Origin of the sequence: Rothia nasimurium (assembly GCF_049068285.1) — a bacterium.
Taxonomy (GTDB): domain Bacteria; phylum Actinomycetota; class Actinomycetes; order Actinomycetales; family Micrococcaceae; genus Rothia; species Rothia nasimurium_I.
In genome coordinates this window covers 142,893-160,526 of record NZ_JBLKPV010000005.1, presented here as the reverse complement: position 1 = coordinate 160,526, position 17,634 = coordinate 142,893, and the positions used below count along the sequence as shown (strand labels likewise).

The 17,634-nt window shown below is 61.9% G+C and carries 14 protein-coding genes and 2 riboswitches; of the genes, 9 read left to right on the top strand and 5 right to left on the bottom strand.

Translation table 11 applies throughout. From position 1 onward, the window contains the following. Positions 1 to 144: 144 nt before the first annotated feature. Together ACMXX3_RS06270 and ACMXX3_RS06265 are read left to right on the top strand one after the other, a co-directional pair. A complete protein-coding gene (locus tag ACMXX3_RS06270) occupies positions 145 to 1,677 on the top strand; it encodes an ABC transporter permease (RefSeq protein WP_421083889.1) in 1,533 nt (510 codons plus the stop codon). After that, a complete protein-coding gene (locus ACMXX3_RS06265) occupies positions 1,677 to 2,861 on the top strand; it encodes an ABC transporter permease (protein WP_421083888.1) in 1,185 nt (394 codons plus the stop codon). The genes ACMXX3_RS06270 and ACMXX3_RS06265 overlap by 1 nt, the downstream gene beginning before the upstream one ends. 94 nt (positions 2,862 to 2,955) lie before the next feature. Here ACMXX3_RS06265 and ACMXX3_RS06260 read toward each other — a convergent pair whose 3' ends face one another. Continuing rightward, positions 2,956 to 3,486, bottom strand: coding sequence for a PH domain-containing protein (locus tag ACMXX3_RS06260; protein WP_421083887.1), 531 nt, complete (start codon positions 3,484 to 3,486; stop codon positions 2,956 to 2,958). 167 nt (positions 3,487 to 3,653) lie between these two features. On the opposite strand from ACMXX3_RS06260, the gene ACMXX3_RS06255 reads away from it, so the two are divergent. After that, positions 3,654 to 5,399, top strand: a complete 1,746-nt coding sequence (locus ACMXX3_RS06255) for an ABC transporter ATP-binding protein (protein ID WP_421083886.1) — start codon at positions 3,654 to 3,656, stop codon at positions 5,397 to 5,399. A 221-nt stretch (positions 5,400 to 5,620) separates the two neighbouring features. Here ACMXX3_RS06255 and ACMXX3_RS06250 read toward each other — a convergent pair whose 3' ends face one another. Next, on the bottom strand, positions 5,621 to 6,583 hold the full coding sequence (locus ACMXX3_RS06250) for an NAD(P)-dependent oxidoreductase (protein WP_421083885.1): 963 nt from the start codon (positions 6,581 to 6,583) through the stop codon (positions 5,621 to 5,623). A 107-nt stretch (positions 6,584 to 6,690) separates the two neighbouring features. Next, complete coding sequence (locus ACMXX3_RS06245; protein ID WP_421083884.1) at positions 6,691 to 7,380, bottom strand: TetR/AcrR family transcriptional regulator; 690 nt, start codon at positions 7,378 to 7,380, stop codon at positions 6,691 to 6,693. A 109-nt stretch (positions 7,381 to 7,489) separates the two neighbouring features. Between ACMXX3_RS06245 and cls the strand changes: the two genes are divergently transcribed. Continuing rightward, positions 7,490 to 8,989 carry a cardiolipin synthase gene (gene cls, locus ACMXX3_RS06240; RefSeq protein ID WP_421083883.1) on the top strand — a complete coding sequence of 500 codons (1,500 nt, stop codon included), beginning with the start codon at positions 7,490 to 7,492 and terminating at the stop codon, positions 8,987 to 8,989. A 120-nt stretch (positions 8,990 to 9,109) separates the two neighbouring features. Next, complete coding sequence (locus ACMXX3_RS06235; RefSeq protein WP_421083882.1) at positions 9,110 to 10,555, top strand: heparan-alpha-glucosaminide N-acetyltransferase domain-containing protein; 1,446 nt, start codon at positions 9,110 to 9,112, stop codon at positions 10,553 to 10,555. A 74-nt stretch (positions 10,556 to 10,629) separates the two neighbouring features. Here the strand turns inward: ACMXX3_RS06235 and ACMXX3_RS06230 are convergent, their stop codons facing one another. Then, positions 10,630 to 12,096, bottom strand: coding sequence for an LLM class flavin-dependent oxidoreductase (locus ACMXX3_RS06230; RefSeq protein ID WP_421083881.1), 1,467 nt, complete (start codon positions 12,094 to 12,096; stop codon positions 10,630 to 10,632). 109 nt (positions 12,097 to 12,205) lie between these two features. Continuing rightward, positions 12,206 to 12,306: riboswitch (SAM riboswitch) on the bottom strand. A 316-nt stretch (positions 12,307 to 12,622) separates the two neighbouring features. Continuing rightward, positions 12,623 to 12,716, top strand: a riboswitch (SAM riboswitch). Between the two features lie 5 nt (positions 12,717 to 12,721). Here ACMXX3_RS06230 and ACMXX3_RS06225 point away from each other — a divergent pair. From ACMXX3_RS06225 to ACMXX3_RS06215, 3 genes are all read left to right on the top strand, one after another. Then, complete coding sequence (locus ACMXX3_RS06225; protein WP_421083880.1) at positions 12,722 to 13,537, top strand: ABC transporter ATP-binding protein; 816 nt, start codon at positions 12,722 to 12,724, stop codon at positions 13,535 to 13,537. Between the two features lie 89 nt (positions 13,538 to 13,626). Continuing rightward, positions 13,627 to 14,664: an aliphatic sulfonate ABC transporter substrate-binding protein gene (locus ACMXX3_RS06220; protein ID WP_421083910.1), complete on the top strand. Its 1,038-nt coding sequence runs from the start codon at positions 13,627 to 13,629 to the stop codon at positions 14,662 to 14,664. Between the two features lie 2 nt (positions 14,665 to 14,666). Further along, positions 14,667 to 15,521 carry an ABC transporter permease gene (locus ACMXX3_RS06215; RefSeq protein WP_421083879.1) on the top strand — a complete coding sequence of 285 codons (855 nt, stop codon included), beginning with the start codon at positions 14,667 to 14,669 and terminating at the stop codon, positions 15,519 to 15,521. Between the two features lie 96 nt (positions 15,522 to 15,617). Here ACMXX3_RS06215 and ACMXX3_RS06210 read toward each other — a convergent pair whose 3' ends face one another. Further along, the gene (locus ACMXX3_RS06210; protein ID WP_421083878.1) at positions 15,618 to 16,208 is read right to left on the bottom strand and encodes a TetR/AcrR family transcriptional regulator; all 591 of its coding nucleotides are present in this window, start codon (positions 16,206 to 16,208) and stop codon (positions 15,618 to 15,620) included. 89 nt (positions 16,209 to 16,297) lie between these two features. Here ACMXX3_RS06210 and ACMXX3_RS06205 point away from each other — a divergent pair, with 89 nt between their 5' ends. Further along, a complete protein-coding gene (locus tag ACMXX3_RS06205) occupies positions 16,298 to 17,623 on the top strand; it encodes an NtaA/DmoA family FMN-dependent monooxygenase (RefSeq protein ID WP_421083877.1) in 1,326 nt (441 codons plus the stop codon). Positions 17,624 to 17,634: the final 11 nt, after the last annotated feature.

Genomic DNA, 17,634 nt, shown 5'->3' with positions numbered 1-17,634 from the left:
ACGCTCACGTCATTACAGACAATGACCGGTTCATGCCTGTAACAGCCCTAGGCGCGGACGCTCATGAGCGTCCGCGCCTTCTGGGTGTTGAGTAAACTACCGTGTACCCCACGCACACGCCCCACTACCCCATCAGGACTCATCATGCTCATGTATTCTGTGAGGCGACTGATCACCGCTGTATTCATCCTCTTCGGTGCATCCTTCCTCATCTACAACCTCGTTGCCATCGCGGGCGATCCCCTCGAAGAGCTCCGAGTATCAACTGCCCCTAACAAAGAGGCCCTCATCGCCCAGCGTATTGCGGCCCTTGATCTCGACACCCCCGCCCCCCTCCGCTACTTCAAGTGGCTCGGCGGCGTCCTTGGCTGCTTCGCAGGCAAATGCGACTTCGGCCAGAACCTTGCTGGCACCCCCGTCACCCAGTTGCTCTCCAACGCGATCTACCAGACCCTGACCCTGGTCGTTGCCGCAACCATCCTCTCTATCTTGATAGGTGTGAGCCTCGGTATTGTCTCAGCGCTGCGCCAGTACTCAGGCCTGGACTACACCATCACCTTCGCAAGCTTCCTCTTCTTCTCCCTGCCCTCCTTCTGGATTGCAGTGCTGCTCAAGGAATTCGTAGCCATTGGCTTCAACGACTTCCTCAGAAACCCGAGCCTGACGATTCCAACAACGCTGATTATCTCGCTCATCGCAGGTCTCTTCTGGTACGCCGCCTCCTTCGGCAAGCAGAAGACCCGCTACCTCATGGGCCTACTCGGCTTTGCCGTTACCGCTGGCGCCATCATCTTCGTCTCCAGCACCCTCTGGTTCCGCACTCCCTTCCTGGGTCTGCCCTTCATCCTGCCCCTGGGCGTTGCAGCAGCCGTCATCTTCACCATCCTGGTATCCGGCCTGCGTAACCGCCGCGCCCTGGCAGCAGGTTTGGCCATGGTCGTCGTCGGCGTCGTAGCCTACTTCCCCATCCAGGGACTCCTCAACCAGGCAACCTTCCTGATGACCGTCGTCATCGCAGCTGCCTTCATGGTTCTGGGTGTCATCGCCGGTTACATCGCCGGTGGCTACGACAAGGGCCAGGGCGCCCGCGTCGGCCTGCTCACCGGCCTCGTCATGGCCCTGCTGATCATCGCCGACCGCTTCATGCAGGCCTGGCCCTCCTACATTGCCAACAGCCGCATTAAGGGCCGTCCAATCCCCACCGCCAACGCCTCAACCCCCAACCTGCAGGGTGACTTCTGGATCATGGGTATCGACACCATGACCCACATCCTGCTCCCCACCATCGCCCTGACCCTGATTTCGCTGGCGTCCTACTCACGCTACTCACGAGCCTCCATGCTCGAAATCATGAACCAGGACTACATCCGCACCGCCCGCGCTAAGGGTGTTTCAGAGCGCACCGTCGTCATGAAGCACGCCTTCCGCAACGCCCTGATTCCCCTGGCCACCATCATCGCCATGGATATCGGCGGCATCATCGGCGGCGCCGCGATCACTGAGCGTATCTTCGCCTTCAAGGGCATGGGTACCCTCTTCCTCGACGCCCTGCACATGACCGACGCAGCCCCCGTCATGGGCGTCTTCCTGATCACCGGTATCATGGCGCTCGTCTTCAACCTGGTTGCTGACCTTCTCTACTCAGCACTCGATCCGCGCGTGAGGGTGAAAGCATAATGAGCACAAACGAACAGAACCTCGGCTCCAGCAAAGAGCCCACCACCGAAACCACGGCCCTCCGTTCCGTCGAAACCAACATCGACATCCGGGCCCAAGAGTCCGTCGGCCAGACCCAGGGCCAGATCGTCCGCAAACGCTTCCGCCAGAACACCGGCGCGGTCATCTCCCTCTGCATCCTCATCGGTATCCTCCTGTTGGCCGTCACCTCCATCGGCGTCGGTCCCATCCCCGGTTGGTGGAAGTACACCTACACCGAGATGAACCCCATCGTCAACGGTGCAGCCCCCAACGGCCAGCACTGGTTCGGCCAGGACACCACCGGCCGTGACCTCTTCGCCATGACCATGCGCGGTGTTCAGAACTCCTTCCTGGTGGTCTTCCTCATCACCTCCATCGCAGGCTTCCTGGGCGTCCTCTTCGGCGGCCTGGCAGGCTACTACCGGGGCTGGATTGAAGCTGTCATCATGCGCTTCACCGACATGATCATCATCATCCCCCTGATCCTGCTCACCGCAGTTCTCGGTAAGCTGGCCGGTAGCTACTTCCAGGGCATCTGGAACACCATCATGTTCGGCGTCGTCGTCGGCCTGCTCTTCTGGTCCTCCCTGGCCCGTCTGGTCCGCGCAGAGTTCCTGTCCCTGCGTGAACGGGAATTCGTCGATGCCGCCCGCCTAGCCGGTGCCTCCGACCTGCGTATCATCTTCAAGCACATCCTGCCCAACGCCATCGGCGTGGTCACCGTGAACGTGTCCCTGATGATGAGTGCCGCAATCCTCACCGAAACCGCCCTCTCCTACCTGGGCTTCGGTATCAAGGCCCCCGACTGGTCCCTGGGCTCCCTGATCTCAGAAAACCAGTCAGCCTTCGCCACCCGCCCCTGGCTCTTCTGGTTCCCCGGCCTCTTCATCCTGGCGATCTCCCTGGCCGTCAACTTCGTCGGCGACGGCCTGCGTGACGCCTTCGACCCCCGTCAGAAGAAGTTCAACCCCAAGAAGGCAAAGGAACGCACCGCCCACTCCGCCGAAAACGGGGTAGGCATCGACGGCACCGCAGCACCGGCTGCAGCCGTCGCCGCAACCACCCTTGCCTCAGAAATCGAAACCCCCGACAGCAGCCGAACCTCAGATTCCCTCGACCAGAATCTTGACGGCCAGGCAGGCCCCTCGGGCGAGAACCGATAAGGGAAGGCTCCCATCACGACAGTGGCGGTGAGCGCAACCGCACTCACCGCCACATCACAACAGAATAGAGAAACGCAGAACTAACCGGTCAGGCCTACACCATCAGACCAGCCACCGCCGCAACTAGCAGCACCGCAAAAACAACCGAGCCGCGGACGTCCACCCGGCTTATCTGCACCGGCTGAACCTGATCCAAGGCCCCGTCCTCCACCAACTCCTGCCAGTAACCGCGCAGCACCAAAGCCGCCGCACCGGCAGAAGAATTCGGAAGGTCAGAGGTCCTCATCGAACCGCCCTCCCCGAAGGTAATGGACGGCAAATTCTTCAAATCCTGCTTATGGGCATTCAAAGAAGCCACCATGCCACCTGCCGGAATACCAAAAGCCTGATACCCCCTCGTCGGGGTCACCAGGGTCAGATGGTACCGGGTTGAAATATCAATCAGGGCCGCATAGTTCACGGTGTGGGTCACAAAAGGGTTAACCACCCTTACATCATGCCGGTCGACCACCACATGGGGCCGACCCAGCACATACCACACCGCATAGCCCAAGAAGACCACTCCCCACCCCCTGGTCACCAGGGCACCTACCCCGCCGCTGACTGCAAGGGTCACTAAAACCACTGCAACCACCAGCGCCGAGCACCAGGTATAGAAGGGAGCTGTTCTCACTCGAAAAATAACCGGAGGGTTCTGCACATACTGAGACTTCATAGTCTTAGATTCTCTCAGATGAGACCGCCCCACCACACCAGACTCCTAGACAAGACCACCAAGAGTTGGGAAAACCAGTGAATACTACAACTCAGCCCACCGGCCAGCCGGTGCTTGAAGTTCGAAACCTCAGCGTCGACTTTGGCGTCGAACGCAAATGGGTTCCCGCCGCCATGAACCTCAACTACGAGGTCCGCGCAGGCGAGGTCCTCGCCATTGTGGGTGAATCCGGCTCCGGTAAGTCCGTATCCTCCATGGGTATGATTGGCCTGCTGCCCAAGAACGCCCGCGTCACCGGCTCCGTCAAGCTCAACGGCCGCGAACTCATCGGCCTCTCCAACACCGAGCTCCTGAACGTCCGCGGTGAAGAAGTCGCCGTGATCTTCCAGGAACCCATGACCGCCATGAACCCGGTCATGACCGTCGGCGACCAGATCGTTGAAACCCTGCGAATCCACAAGGACATCTCCCCGGCAGACGCTAAGACCGAAGCCATCAGAATGCTTGAACTGGTCGAAATGCCCGACCCGATCAAGGCCTTCAACTCCTACCCCCACCAGATGTCCGGTGGTCAGCGCCAGCGCGCCATGATCGCCCAGTCGCTCTCCACCAACCCCAAGCTGCTAATCGCCGACGAGCCCACCACCGCACTCGACGTGACCGTCCAGGCTGAAATCCTGGAGCTCATGCGGAACCTGCAGAAGAAGCTCAACTCAGCAATTATTCTCATCACCCACGACATGGGTGTCGTTGCTGACCTGGCCGACCGCGTCGCCGTCATGCGCCGCGGCGAAATCGTAGAGACCGGCGAAATCCACGACGTCTTCAACAACCCCCAGCACGAATACACCAAGGCCCTGCTCGGTGCCGTGCTCCACCTGGGTGGCGACGAAATCGACGTCAACGCCGCTATTGACGATGCCGCCGAAAACGCCCGCCCCGCCACCGCCATGCTGGAGCAGCTCGCCCCCGAACGCACCGGCGAGGTCATTCTCTCCCTCAAGGACGTCGCCCTCGAATACCCCAAGCAGGGCCGCGTCGGCCCCTTCCGGGCTGTCACCGGTGCCAACCTTGAAATCCGGGCCGGTGAGGTCCTGGGCCTGGTCGGTGAATCCGGTTCAGGTAAGTCCACCATTGGCCGCGCAACCGTTGGCTTCCTGCAGGTTGCCGAAGGTGAGCTGAACGTCTGCGGCGTTGATATGCGTAAGCCCAGCCGCAAGGACCTGGCTGAGGTCCGCAAGCACGTCGGTATGGTCTTCCAGGATCCCTCGTCCTCCCTCAACCCCCGCCTGCCCATTGGCGAATCTATCGGTGAACCCATGATGCTCGCTGGCGTCGCTAAGGGAGCCGAGCTGCAGAAGCGGATCGAGGAGCTCCTGGACCGCGTAGAGCTGCCCCGCTCCTACCGCAACCGCTACCCGCACGAGCTCTCCGGTGGCCAGAAGCAGCGCGTCGGTATCGCCCGCGCCCTCTCCCTCAAGCCCAAGCTCCTGATTGCCGACGAGCCCACCTCAGCCCTTGACGTATCGGTGCAGGCCCGCGTGCTGGAGCTCTTCCAGGAACTCCAGGAAGAAATGGGCTTTGCCTGCCTCTTCGTCACCCACGACCTGGCAGTCATCGACGCCCTGGCAGACCGTATCGCCGTGATGCGCCGCGGTGAAATCGTGGAGCAGGGCACGCGCGAGCAGATTCTGCGCCACCCCCGCGAGGCCTACACCCAGCGCCTGCTGGCTGCTGTTCCCCTGCCCGACCCGGACGCCCAGGCCGAGCGCCGCGAACTGCGGGCCAAGCTGCTCGACGAAACCGGCCACGTCGTCAGCTAACCACAAGATAAAAGGAGCTCCACCAGATTCTGGTGGAGCTCCTTTTGTGTGCCTCGGTATGATCGCGGGGGTATCTGGCGAAAGATGCGCTCGAGTCACTGGGCAGGACGAAAGCAATGCGCTCACAGTCCGCTGGCGCGGGGCTGGCGTGAATCACGACGAGCCGCCAGACGAGGAGTGAGAGGGCCGCGGACGGAGCGCATTGCTGTTGTCCACACTGGCTAGTTCATCTTGTTGCGCCAGTTAGCCTCGACGCCAGCTCGGGTGTCGCGCAGGGCCTGCAGGTTCTGCTTAATGAGGGCTTCGGGGTCAACAGGACGGCCACCGGCAGAGTGGGGGGTAATGACCAGGTTCTTCGCGCCCCAGAGCGGATCGGTGGACGGCAGGGGCTCGGTGACGGTCACGTCAAGACCAGCACCTGCAATCTGGCCGCTGTTCAGGGCCTCAATCAGGTCAGCCTCGTTGACGGTGGGGCCCCGGCCCACATTAATGACGTAGGCGCGGTTGGGGAGCTTAGCCAGGCGGGCAGCGTTCAGAGAGTTCTGGGTTTCCTCAGAGTTGGGCAGAATCATCACCAGAATATCGGTGGTTTCAAGCACCGAATCAACATCTTCGGTTGCGACTACGGGGAAGCCGTAGCGTTCACCGGCTGAACGGGCCACGCCGGTCACCTCAGCGCCAAAAGCCTTAAAGAGCAGGGCGGTTTCACGGCCGATCGAGCCGAAGCCCCAAATGGTGACCTTGGCACCCAGCAGGGTGGTGACCTGGTTGGCCGGGTGGAGCTCCTGGGGGCCGCCCAGTTCACTTGCCCAGTTGTTCTTGGCCTGGTGCTCAGCCAGAGTGGGCAGGAAGCGCACAAAATTGAGGGTCAAAGCTAGGGCGTGCTCAGCAACCGTCTTAGAGTGCAGGCCGCTACCGGAGGCAATCACAGCCTCGGAGCGGAAGCCAGCGGCGCGGGCCTGGTCAGGGCCTGCCAGCAGGGCCTGGACTAGCTCGACGCGGTCAAGGTGGGTGGCTGCGTCCTTAAGCTGCTCATTGGTGTTGCCCCAGGCCACCAGGACGTCGGCGTCCCGGTGCTCGGGGGCAATGTTGACGGCAGGGTCATAGCTGACGACCTCGTCACCGGATTCCAAGCCCAAGGCGGCTTGATCCAGGGTGATAGAGGTCGGTAGAAGAATTTTCACGGTGTACTCCTTTGTTCCAGGTGGAAGGCGCGTAGCGCCCACTAGCCACTCTACTCTTCCCTCACCCTACCGCGTCCACCCGTGACCCCGTATGACGGCGCCGGGGCCTAATCCTCGCGGAGCAGGTGGCGGAAATTATGGACAGCCTGGGCAATCTCCCGGTCGCGGGCCTCCCCCAGGGGCAGGCGCTTGGTGTAATCCAGGTAGCGCCAGATAGCCGAGGCAATACACACACCGCCCTGCACCAGATCTTCATCGTAGTGGGTTGGAGGATCAACCGGCTCGGCAGGATCCGGGGTGAAGTAAATAAAAGGCCCCCGGCGGCCCTGCTTGGCAAACTCAATCCAATCAATCGTCCGCAAGAAATCAGCCAGCACACTCTCGCAGGCCAAATTGTGGGTGCGAAGACGGAAACGAAGCTCCGGGTAAGCCGACACCAAATCAACCACCTGGTCATAGGAAGGTCCCTGAACAGAGTCCATCACAATGTCCAGAAGCAGGTGGGTGATACGCTCAAAAATGTAGAGGTCTTCCCGCTCAGAATCCCGCCGTAAAATCTCGTCCGTCATGGCCGGAGTCCGCAAGCCCAAGACCGCGTCGTCCTTACCCTGAAAATAGTTAAAGAGGGTTCGGGGGCTCACCCCGGCCAGGGCCACGATTTGATCGGTAGTTGTTGCCTTAAAACCTTTTTCCCGCACCAGCTTCACAGCCGCCTCATGAATCACAGCATGAGTACGTTCCCTTCGCTGCTGGCGGATCGAAGGGCTGGGATGATCGGGGGAAGCAGTAGTATTCACCCTTCCATTCTATTCCAGGGGCCTTCTCCCTCCTAGGTAAGAAGATCCCCCATGCCTAGCTAGCGATCCAGGCCGAGGCGGAGGCAACCGAAAACTGTAGACTAGAAGGGTGAACCTTGGCTTACCCTTCATTGAACTGACGAACCTGCCGCCCTGGGTGGCTGCCGCACTCATTTTTATCGACCTCCTGATTCGTCTGACTGTGATCTTCTGGTTGCCCTACAACCGTAAGCCCGTGGTCGCCCTCGGCTGGCTCATGGCTATCTTCTACATCCCCTACATCGGCCTGCTAGCCTTCTTAGTCTTTGGCTCCAACCTCTTACCCCGCCACCGCCGTAGCCGCCAGCGCACCATGAACAACATCATCAAGGACGCCATCGAAGGCAACGACGCCGTCCTTGGCGACCCCATCATCTCAGAACCAGCCCGGGTTGCCGCCAGCCTCAACTACAAGCTCGGCGCCCTCCCCCTCATCGGCGGAAACACCTTCGAACTCCGCCACGACAACAACGCAGCCCTGCAGGAAATCGCAGAAAAAATCGACCAAGCCACCACATACGTCCACCTCGAGTTCTACATCACCGCCCTCGATACCACCACCGAGCCCCTCTGGGACTCCCTCATCCGCGCCCACCAGCGGGGGGTGGCCGTCCACGTCCTCATTGACCATATCGGCTCCCGCAAATACCCCCGTTGGCGCGAGCTTCAACGTAAACTCACCGACGCCGGGGTGCCCTGGCGCCTCATGCTGCCCCTCAAACCCTGGAAACTCAAATGGCAGCGGCCCGACCTGCGCAACCACCGCAAAATCGTCGTCATCGACGGTGAAATTGCCTTCGCAGGCTCCCAAAACGCCATCGACAAAAGCTACAACCTCAAAGCCAACCTCAAAAAAGGCCTGGAATGGAAGGACCTCAGCTTCTTCTGCACCGGCCCCATCGTCCACCAGCTCAACGCGGTCTTCCTCTCTGACTGGTACGCCGAAACCAAGGAACTCCTCCTCGACGAAATCGTCGCCGACATCGACGCTAACAGCTACGCCGGACTCGGCGGCGAATTCCCCCTCGCCCAAATCGTGCCTTCCGGGCCCGGGTTCGAAACCGAAAATAACCTGCGCCTCATCAACCACCTGATCTACAACGCAGAGAACCGGATCATTATCTGCTCCCCCTACTTCGTACCCGAAGAAACCCTGCTCCAGGCCCTCACCAACATGGCGCTCTCAGGTATTGAAGTCACCCTCATCGTCTGCGAAAAAGGCGACCAGTTCCTGCCTATCATGGGCCAGCGCTCCTACTACGAGCAGCTCCTGAACGCTGGCGTGGTCATTCAGCAGTACCCCGGCCCCACCGTCCTGCACTCCAAGTTCATGATCGTGGATGACGACCTCACCTTCATCGGCTCCTCCAACATGGACCCCCGCTCCTTCGCCCTCAACTTCGAGGTATCAACCTTCATCGTGGGTCAGGACATGGTCAAGGAGCTAGAGGGCATCGCCGCCGACTACATGACCCGCTGCAAGCGCCTGCGCTACGACGAATGGATCAACCGGCCCAACCACCAGAAAGTAGCAGAAAACCTCTGCCGCCTCTGGAGCGCCCTCCTCTAGGCAAGGGGCAGGACGACTCAGCCCGGCTTCTCCCCCGCACGGCTGATTTTCGCTGGACACGGCACCGGAAGTAGCCTCCCTACCTCCTTCCGGGAGGAAGCTGGCCTTACAGTGGGCTCTATGAATACCTCCTCCCCCACCCCGGCGGCCCTTCCAGACGCACCCGCCTCCGAGCAACCCGCGTCCTCACGCCCCCGCGCCCGCAGAGCCTTCTCCCCTGCAACCCGTTTCGCCCCACCCCGCATCACCGGGCTGGACGTCGCCCGGGCCCTGGCCATCATCGGCATGATGGCCGCCCACACCATCGACTACGCCTCCCCCGTCTACCTCAACGATCCCGCCACCTGGTCAGGGGTCGTCGACGGACGTCCCTCCCTCCTTTTCGCCCTCCTCGGTGGTATCTCCCTGGCCTTCATGACCGGCACAACCCAGGCCCCCTCCCCAGAAGATATGCCCCGGACCCGCCTCGTCCTCACCGGCCGGGCCCTGACTATCTTCGCCATCGGCCTGGCCCTCGAACAGCTCGGCACCAACATCGCCATTATCCTCACCCTCTACGGGGCGCTCTACTTCATCATGATCCCCTTCCTGCGGCTGAGTCCCGCCGCCCTCCTAAGCTGGGCAGCAGGCTTCGCCCTCCTTGGGCCTATCACCCTCGCAGCCCTCGGGATTCTCCTGCCCGCCCTGGGACCGGGTCACAGCCTCATCTTCCAACCCCACTACAACCTGCCCGCCTGGCTCGCCCTCATGCTCACCGGCCTAGCCCTGGGCCGCTGGATCAAAGAATGGACCTCCTGGCGCACCGGCCTGACCCTCCTCGGGGCCGGGGCCCTCCTAGCCGCCCTCGGCTACGGAACCGGTGCCCTCTACGCCCCCGAGTACGTCGCATCAGACTCATCAACGGTCGTCAAACCAGCCGACCCCTCCTCATCATCCAGCGCTGACACCATGCCCTCCAGCGTCCCGGCCGAAGACCTAGACCTCACCGGCTACCTCTGCGACGACTACGGCGACTTTGTCCTCTGCCAAACCCAGGCAGGCAGCCTCACCGCCGAGTACTACCCCGACTCAACAGCCAGCGGCTCCCTGCCCATGGACTCAGCAGAAGCCATCAGCTACAACGCCTGGGCTGACTACCTCCTCGGCATCATAGAAGCAGACTGGGCTGGATCCACCCTCGACGCCCTGTTCACCGCCGCCCCTCACAGCGGGGCCACCGCAGAAATCATCGGCTCCGGCGGATTCGCCCTGGCCATCATCGGCCTCAGCCTCCTCGCCGTCCGTCTCCTCTCCGTCGCCCTCTACCCGCTCGCCGCCCTCGGTGCCATGCCGCTGACCGCCTACTCGGCCCACGTCGTCATCATCTGGCTCGCCACCGGACCCAGCGGGCAGGTTAGCTCCCCCCTCTTCTTCTGGTGCCTCACAGCCGGACTTGCCCTCTTCGCCTCCCTCTGGCTCCTCTTCTTCCCCCGAGGGCCCCTCGAAGCCCTCACCCTACGCGCAGCCCAGGTCTTCTCAGGGCAAAGCGCCAGCCCCCGCAGAAGGCCCGCCCACCGGGCAGATTAAACACAAGGACGCCGCCCCGCCCTTCCCTGCCCGGTGGCAGGAAGGTGCAAGGCGGCGTCCTTATCTCAGAAGAACTAGTGGCCTGCGGCCTCAGCCTTCTCCGCGTTCTCAATCGCTAGCTTGAGGAAATCGCGGGCCGGGGTGTCAGCAGCGGAGGGCTTACCGACGTAAGCACCGCGGTACTTGGCAGCCGGGTGGCGCTCGTCCACATACTTGTTACCCTCACCGAAGAGGCTCTCACGCAGGGTGGAACCCTCATACGCGGTGCGGTAGCGGCCGCGCTTCTGCAGCTCGGGGACAACGAACTCAACGAAGTCCTCGAAGGAGCCGGGGGACACATGGTAGGCCAGGTTGATGCCGTCCAGGCCGCCCTCGTCAATCCACTTCTCCAGCTCATCGGCAACGGTCTGGGGGGAGCCCACCAGAACCGCACCCATACCGCCGGTGGCGCAGTGCTCGGCGATGTCCTTGCGGGTCCACTCCTTCTCCTTATCCTGCAGAGTGAAGGGGGTCAGGAAGGACTGGATAGACTCGGTCTCAACGTACTTGAGGGCCTCGTCCTCATCGAACTGATCCAGGTCCAGGCCGCTCCAGCCGCCAATAATGCCCTGGGAAGCCTCAACATTCTGGTACTTGAGGTACTCGGCGTACTTAGCCTGGGCCTTCTCGTCGGTCTCATCTACAACAACGGAGAGCATGGCCAGGATCTTGACGTCATCGCGCTTACGGCCGGCCTTCTCAGCCTCATTACGGATCCGATCGGTCAGAACCTTAGTCAGGTGGGGGCGCAGGGCGGTGATGAAGATAGCCTCAGCGTGCTGGCCCGAGAAAGCCTGACCGCGGGAAGAAGCGCCGGCCTGGAAAATCACGGGGGTGCGCTGGGGGGAAGGCTCAGTCAGGGCGATACCCGGAACCTGGAAATACTTACCCTTGTGCAGGATGGGGTGCACCTTGGAAGGATCTGCGAAGATACCGTTTTCGCGGTCGCGGGGCACTGAGCCGTCCTCCCATGAACCCTCCCAGAGCTTGTAGCAGACATCGAGGAACTCTTCGGCAATCTCGTAGCGCTCATCGTGGTCAATCTGCCCGGGCAGACCCTGGTTCTCAGCGGCAGACTGCAGGTAAGAGGTCACCACGTTGAAGCCCACGCGGCCGCCGGTCAGGTGATCCAGGGTGGAGTAAGAGCGAGCCAGGGTGTAGGGCTGGTTGTAGGTGACAGCGGCAGTAACGCCAAAGCCCAGGTGCTCGGTCACAGCGGCCATAGCGGAAATCTGCAAGAAGGGGTCACCCACCGGAACCTGGGCACCATCCTTGAGGACGGGAGCAACTGAATCCTTGTAGACGTCGTAAACACCCACCACATCTGCGATAAAGACCGCATCAAAGAGGCCCTTCTCGCAAACCTTGGCCAGGTCGGTCCAGTATTTGATGGTGTTGTACTCATCCGCCCGGTTGCGGGGGTGGCGCCAGAGGCCAAAGCTCTGGTGGCTGGTGGTGGTCATATCAAACGCGTTGACGACGATGCGCTTCTTCTCGGTCATGGAACCGGGCCCTTTCACAGGTGGTGCTTGGCCCTTCGCGCCCGTGCTGCCACCGGCGTCCTTACCCAAAAGTAAAAGGCGCCGAGCCTTCGCGAAGGTGGCGCCTGGTGCGCCGTACTTGCATAACTGCCTGATCCTCATCTGGGGCACCCCGCTACGGGAGAGGGTTGCCGCCCAACTAGCCAGAGCTTGACGTTGGGACTCATGATCTTGGAATTTAGTGTAGCCCGAAGAACCAAGACACACGCAAACCACAGGGCGCCTGTTTCATATTGTGACCCGTATTGAGCAGTATGACGCCCCGACCCACGAAGCCCCGTGCCCGACCGTCCGTCCGTATCGTGACATGCGGGGTTTCCTTCGAAACGCGGTTCTTCCTACCTCAACTCGAAGGAAACCCCGCAGTTCGATGTCGGAGCCCTAGCCTAAAGGTCTACCCCACCCACAGCGTCACAAAGGTAACGGGCTGACACAAAGCGTCACAACCTTGCCCCCGCCAAACAGGCCCCCCTAGCCTTGAAAACGTCAACCATCCAGAGCGACCGAGAGACTTGGCTCAGCGACGTCGCAGCAACCTCCCTACACCAGGGGTCGGTGCTACCGCCAAGAGACGATGGAGAAAACTATGAGCGTACCCACGCTAGAAAAGAACCCCGCCCGAACCGTTGACCTCACCGCCTGCGAAATCGACTTCCAGGCCGTCGGCAAAACCTTCATCGGCGAGCGCGGCGAGACCCGCACCGTCCTTGAAAACGTTTCCTTTACCGCCTACCCCGGTGAGATCATTTCGATTATCGGTTCCTCCGGTTGCGGCAAATCCACCCTACTGCGGGCTGCTGCGGGCCTGGGCGCAGCGACTGCCGGTACCGTTGCAATCGACGGATTCCCGGTACGCGGGCTGGATTCCCGGGTAGCGATCGGCTTCCAGGAGCCCCGCCTCTTGCCCTGGCGGACGGTTGCCCAGAACGTCGCTTTGGGCCTGCCCAAGGGCACCCCCAAGGACGTCTCCCGCGAGCAGGTTGCCCGGCTTCTAGACCTCGTGGGGTTGGCGGATTACGCCCAGCACCGCCCCCGCGAGATTTCCGGTGGCATGGCCCAGCGGGCCTCCCTGGCCAGGGCGCTGGCGCGGAACCCCGGCGTCCTGCTGCTGGATGAACCCTTTGGTGCCCTGGACGCCCTGACCCGTATCAAGATGCAGGATCTACTGCTCGATATTCACGCCCAGGACCCGGCCACTATTCTGCTGGTCACCCACGATGTGGAAGAGGCCCTCTACCTCTCTGACCGCGTCATTGTACTGGGCAAGCCGGACGCCACCTCCCCGGCGACCATTACCCGTATCGTCGAGGTGCCCGACCACCGTCCCCGCGACAGGAGCAACCCAGACCTCGCCACCTTGCGCAAGAGTCTGTTAGCCGAACTCGGCGTCGAAGAACACTAGCCCCCCACCTCAACAGGTGCTGGACCCCCCAGTACCTTCCCTTCCTGCACCCTCTTACCCCTCACGTCACTAGGAAAAACACCGTGTCACTGACCTCCCGCTTCACCACTACTTCCGCCCTGCTGGCCGCCGGAACCCTCCTCTTGACCGGCTGCCTGGCCGGGGAAAACGCCAGCTCAGATACTTCCGAATCTGCCGCCGCGAGCGACACCACCGTCACCATCGACTACGCCACCTACAACCCGCTTTCTCTGATCATCAAGGAAAAGGGGTGGCTAGAAACCGCCCTGCAAAAGCAGGGCAAGGAGGTGGAATGGGTCCAGTCAGCCGGCTCCAACAAGGCCAACGAAGCCCTGCGCTCTGGAGCCATTGACGTGGGCTCCACCGCCGGCTCAGCTGCCCTGCTGGCCCGTTCTAACGGCTCCCCTATTCAGGTGATTGACCTCTACTCCCAGCCCGAATGGTCAGCCCTGGTGACCCGTAGCGACTCCGGTATCTCATCGGTGAAAGACCTGGCAGGGAAGAAAGTGGCCGTCACCAAGGGCACTGACCCCTACTTTTTCTTGCTCCAGGCACTGGAAGAAGCCGGCGTATCGCCTGACGAAGTTACTATCGAGCAGCTGCAGCACGCCGACGGCCGCACCGCCCTCAACCAGGGCACCGTCGATGCCTGGAGCGGCCTGGACCCCATCATGGCCAGCGCCGAAATTGAGGACGGCAACACCCTCTTCTACCGGAACGTCGACTTCAACACCTACGGCTTCTTGAACGCCACCGAAGACTTTATCGAAAGCGACCCCGAAGCTGCCCAGACGATCGTGGATGTCTACGAATACGCCCGTGACTGGGCCCTAGCCAACCCGGAGGAAGGAACTCAGATTCTTGCTGACGGATCCGGCATCGAACTTGAAACCGCCCAAGTTGTCTGGGAGCGCACCTACCTGGATATCGACAATGTGCCCGGCGACAGGCAGTTAGCCGTCTTGGAGAAGGTGGGCCCCTACCTGGTTGAGTCAGGTGACGTTGCCTCACAAAGCGAAGTAGATACCGCTCTGGGCAGCATCATCAATGACACCTTTGCTACCAAGGCCGACCCCGCCCGCGTCTCTGCTCTGGTGGCTGAGTAGTCATGTCGGTTACCTCTGATCTCACCACCCAGCCGACAGCCCGCAGCCTAGCTCGGACCGAACCACCGACGTCCGCCCGACCGCTCCGCCGCCCTCTGCTCACCCGCAGGTGGACCCCCTGGCTGGGTGCCCTGCTACCCCTGGTTCTGCTGGCGCTCTGGCAGTACCTGAGCACCACCGGGGTCTTTAGCGCAGTTCAGCTCCCTGCCCCCTCCAAGGTGGTTGCTGCCGCCCTTGATTTGGCAGGACGCGGCCAGCTCGGCCTGCACGTCGCAATCTCAACCCAGCGCGTGGTACTGGGCTTCAGCATCGGCGCCCTGCTGGGGCTAGCGCTCGGGGCCTGGGTCGGGCTCTCCCGCTGGGCCCAGGTGCTCGCCGCCCCCACTATCGGAGCCCTGCGCGCTGTACCTTCGCTGGCCTGGGTACCCCTGCTGCTGCTCTGGATCGGTATCGGCGAGAACTCCAAGGTCACCCTCATTGCTATCGGTGCCTTCTTCCCGGTTTACACCACCGTCTCAGCGGCCCTAGCCCACGTGGACCCCAAGCTGGTTGAAGCCGCCCGCACCTTCGGCGTCCGCGGGGTGAATCTCTTTACCACTGTGCAACTGCCTGCGGTTCTGCCTTCTGTGGTCTCGGGTCTGCGCCTGGCCCTGGCCCAGGCCTGGCTCTTCCTGGTCGCCGCTGAACTGCTGGGGGCCTCCATGGGCCTGGGCTTCCTGCTCACCGACTCCCAGAACAACGGCCGCACCGACCGCCTGCTGCTAGCCATCGTCCTGCTGGCTATCCTGGGCAAGATAACCGACGCCCTCCTGGGGGTCTTCGAACGCTGGGTCAAGGCTCGGTTCCCCAGCAACTAGGGCATCGCCCATATCGTGACATGCGGGGTTTCCTTCGAAACGCGGTTCTTCCTACCGCAACTCGAAGGAAACCCCGCAGTTCGTTGTCTAAGGCCCCTAGCCGGCAGACCCCTCGGATGAGCCTAGCCAGCCCTGGGCTAAGAGATCGTAGAGGGCGTCGGGGTTATCTGAGTGCTGAGCCGCCCAAGCCATGCCCAGGGTGGCCAGATAGAGATCCCGTCCCGTAACGCCAGGACGGACGCTCCCCTCCTGCTGGGCAGCAGCCAGTAGCTGGTCTAACTGCGCAATCACGTTGTGGCAGGCCATGCCCAGGGGGCTTGTCGCTTCTTCTACCGCCTGGCGCATGGGGTCGGTCAAGCCGTCATAGGTCTGGAACCACCGGGCAGTTGCCTGCAGCCAGGTATGCAGCGCACTCAAAGCGGTTTCGCCGCTACCCAAGAGTGTTGCAGCAGGTTCAGGGGCATGCACACCCCGTACCTCAAGCACCGCCGCAATCAGGGCTGACCGGTTAGGGAAGTTGCGGTAAAGAGTACCGGCCCCCACCCCCGCCTGCCGGGCGATAGCGTCCATAGAGATATTGACGCCGTCTTGCTCAAAGGCGGCGCTGGCTACCTCCAGGATTTTTTCTCGATTGCGGACGGCATCAGCGCGGGGTTTGCGGGCGGCAGCGGGGGTCTTTTCGGTCATGGTGTCCATCCTACACTTGCTAAGTGGAGAATTCCTCCGTATAGTTTTGCCCATAAACGGAAAATATCTCCACTTAGAAAGAAAACATCTTGTCACACAAGAAAATGCTCATCGGTATGCAGCTGGGCAACGGCTACGGCGCTCAAGTTACCGCATGGAACTTCCCCGGCGTAGACCCCCACAACTACGCCAACATCGACTCTCATGTGCGCTACGCCCAAAAAGCTGAACGAGGCCTCTTCCAGTTCATCTTCTTCCCCGACTTCCCCAATGAATCCCAGGCCTCAGACCAGGTCGCCCCGCAGCTCACCCTAGACCCCATCGTCACCATGGCCGCCATCGCCCGGGACACCAGCCGCATCGGGCTGGCAGCAACCGCCCCCACCCAGTGGAATGAACCCTACAACCTGGCCCGCCAGTTCAAGGCCCTCGATGTGATGAGCGGCGGCCGTATCGGCTGGAACGCCGTGACAGGCTCAGACCCCCGGGGAGCTGCCAACTTCGGGCAAGACATGAAATCTTCTGAAGAACGCTACGGGCGGGCCCACGAGGTAGTGCAGACCGTCCAGGCCCTCTGGGGCTCCTGGGGTAAGGACGCCTGGGTCGCCGACCGTGAAAGCGGCGTCTTTGCCCACCGCAGCAAAATCAAACCGGTCAACGCGCAAGGCCGCTACGTGGCGTCCGCAGGCCCCCTGCCGATCCCGCCCTCCAAGCAGGGCCAGCCCGTCATCTTCCAAGCCGGTGACTCCCCCAACGGCCTGGCCATGGCCGGGCTCTACGCCAACGCGGTCATCGGTTCGACCTACACCATCGAAGACTCAATTCAACAGCGCCAGGCAGTGCGAGATGCCGCCGAGCGGGCAGGCCGCAACCCCGATGAGATCAAGTTCTTCGCCGGTATCTCCCCCACCATCGCCCCCACCAAGCGAGAAGCCCTCGACCGGCGCGGTCTGCTGGTTGAACCCCAGATTCACCAGCGCGTAGGCTACCTGGGCATGATACTGGGCATTCCGCTCAGCAGCTCAGACCTGGACCAGCCCATTGACCCCGGCGTCCTCACCTACGCCCAGCCCAACCCCGGCGACCCGCGCTCAGCCAAGGCTCTAGAGATCGCCCGCGAGGGCTGGACCGTGCGCGACATTCTCTACCACGGCATCATCGACTACCATCCCTCCCCCATCGGCCCGGCTGAGGTAACCGCCGACCACATGACCGAGTGGTTCGAAGCCGGGGCCGTCGATGGTTTCTGGTTCTCACCCGATGTCTACGAAGACGGCATTGACGCCTTCGTCGACGGGGTTGTGCCTCTTCTGCAGGAGCGCGGCCTCTTCCACACCGAATACGAGGGTGAGACCCTGCGCGAACACCTGGGCGCCCCTGACCAGTACGGCCTAGCGGAACACCTGCAAGCCTAAACCCATCACCT

What these genes read in the sequence shown, in the direction of transcription:
- ACMXX3_RS06270 (WP_421083889.1), top strand. Translation starts at nt 145, where the DNA reads ATGCTCATGTATTCTGTGAGGCGACTGATCACCGCTGTATTCATCCTC.
- ACMXX3_RS06265 (WP_421083888.1), top strand. Translation starts at nt 1,677, where the DNA reads ATGAGCACAAACGAACAGAACCTCGGCTCCAGCAAAGAGCCCACCACC.
- ACMXX3_RS06235 (WP_421083882.1), top strand. Translation starts at nt 9,110, where the DNA reads ATGAATACCTCCTCCCCCACCCCGGCGGCCCTTCCAGACGCACCCGCC.
- ACMXX3_RS06230 (WP_421083881.1), bottom strand. Translation starts at nt 12,096, where the DNA reads ATGACCGAGAAGAAGCGCATCGTCGTCAACGCGTTTGATATGACCACC.
- ACMXX3_RS06225 (WP_421083880.1), top strand. Translation starts at nt 12,722, where the DNA reads ATGAGCGTACCCACGCTAGAAAAGAACCCCGCCCGAACCGTTGACCTC.
- ACMXX3_RS06215 (WP_421083879.1), top strand. Translation starts at nt 14,667, where the DNA reads ATGTCGGTTACCTCTGATCTCACCACCCAGCCGACAGCCCGCAGCCTA.
- ACMXX3_RS06210 (WP_421083878.1), bottom strand. Translation starts at nt 16,208, where the DNA reads ATGACCGAAAAGACCCCCGCTGCCGCCCGCAAACCCCGCGCTGATGCC.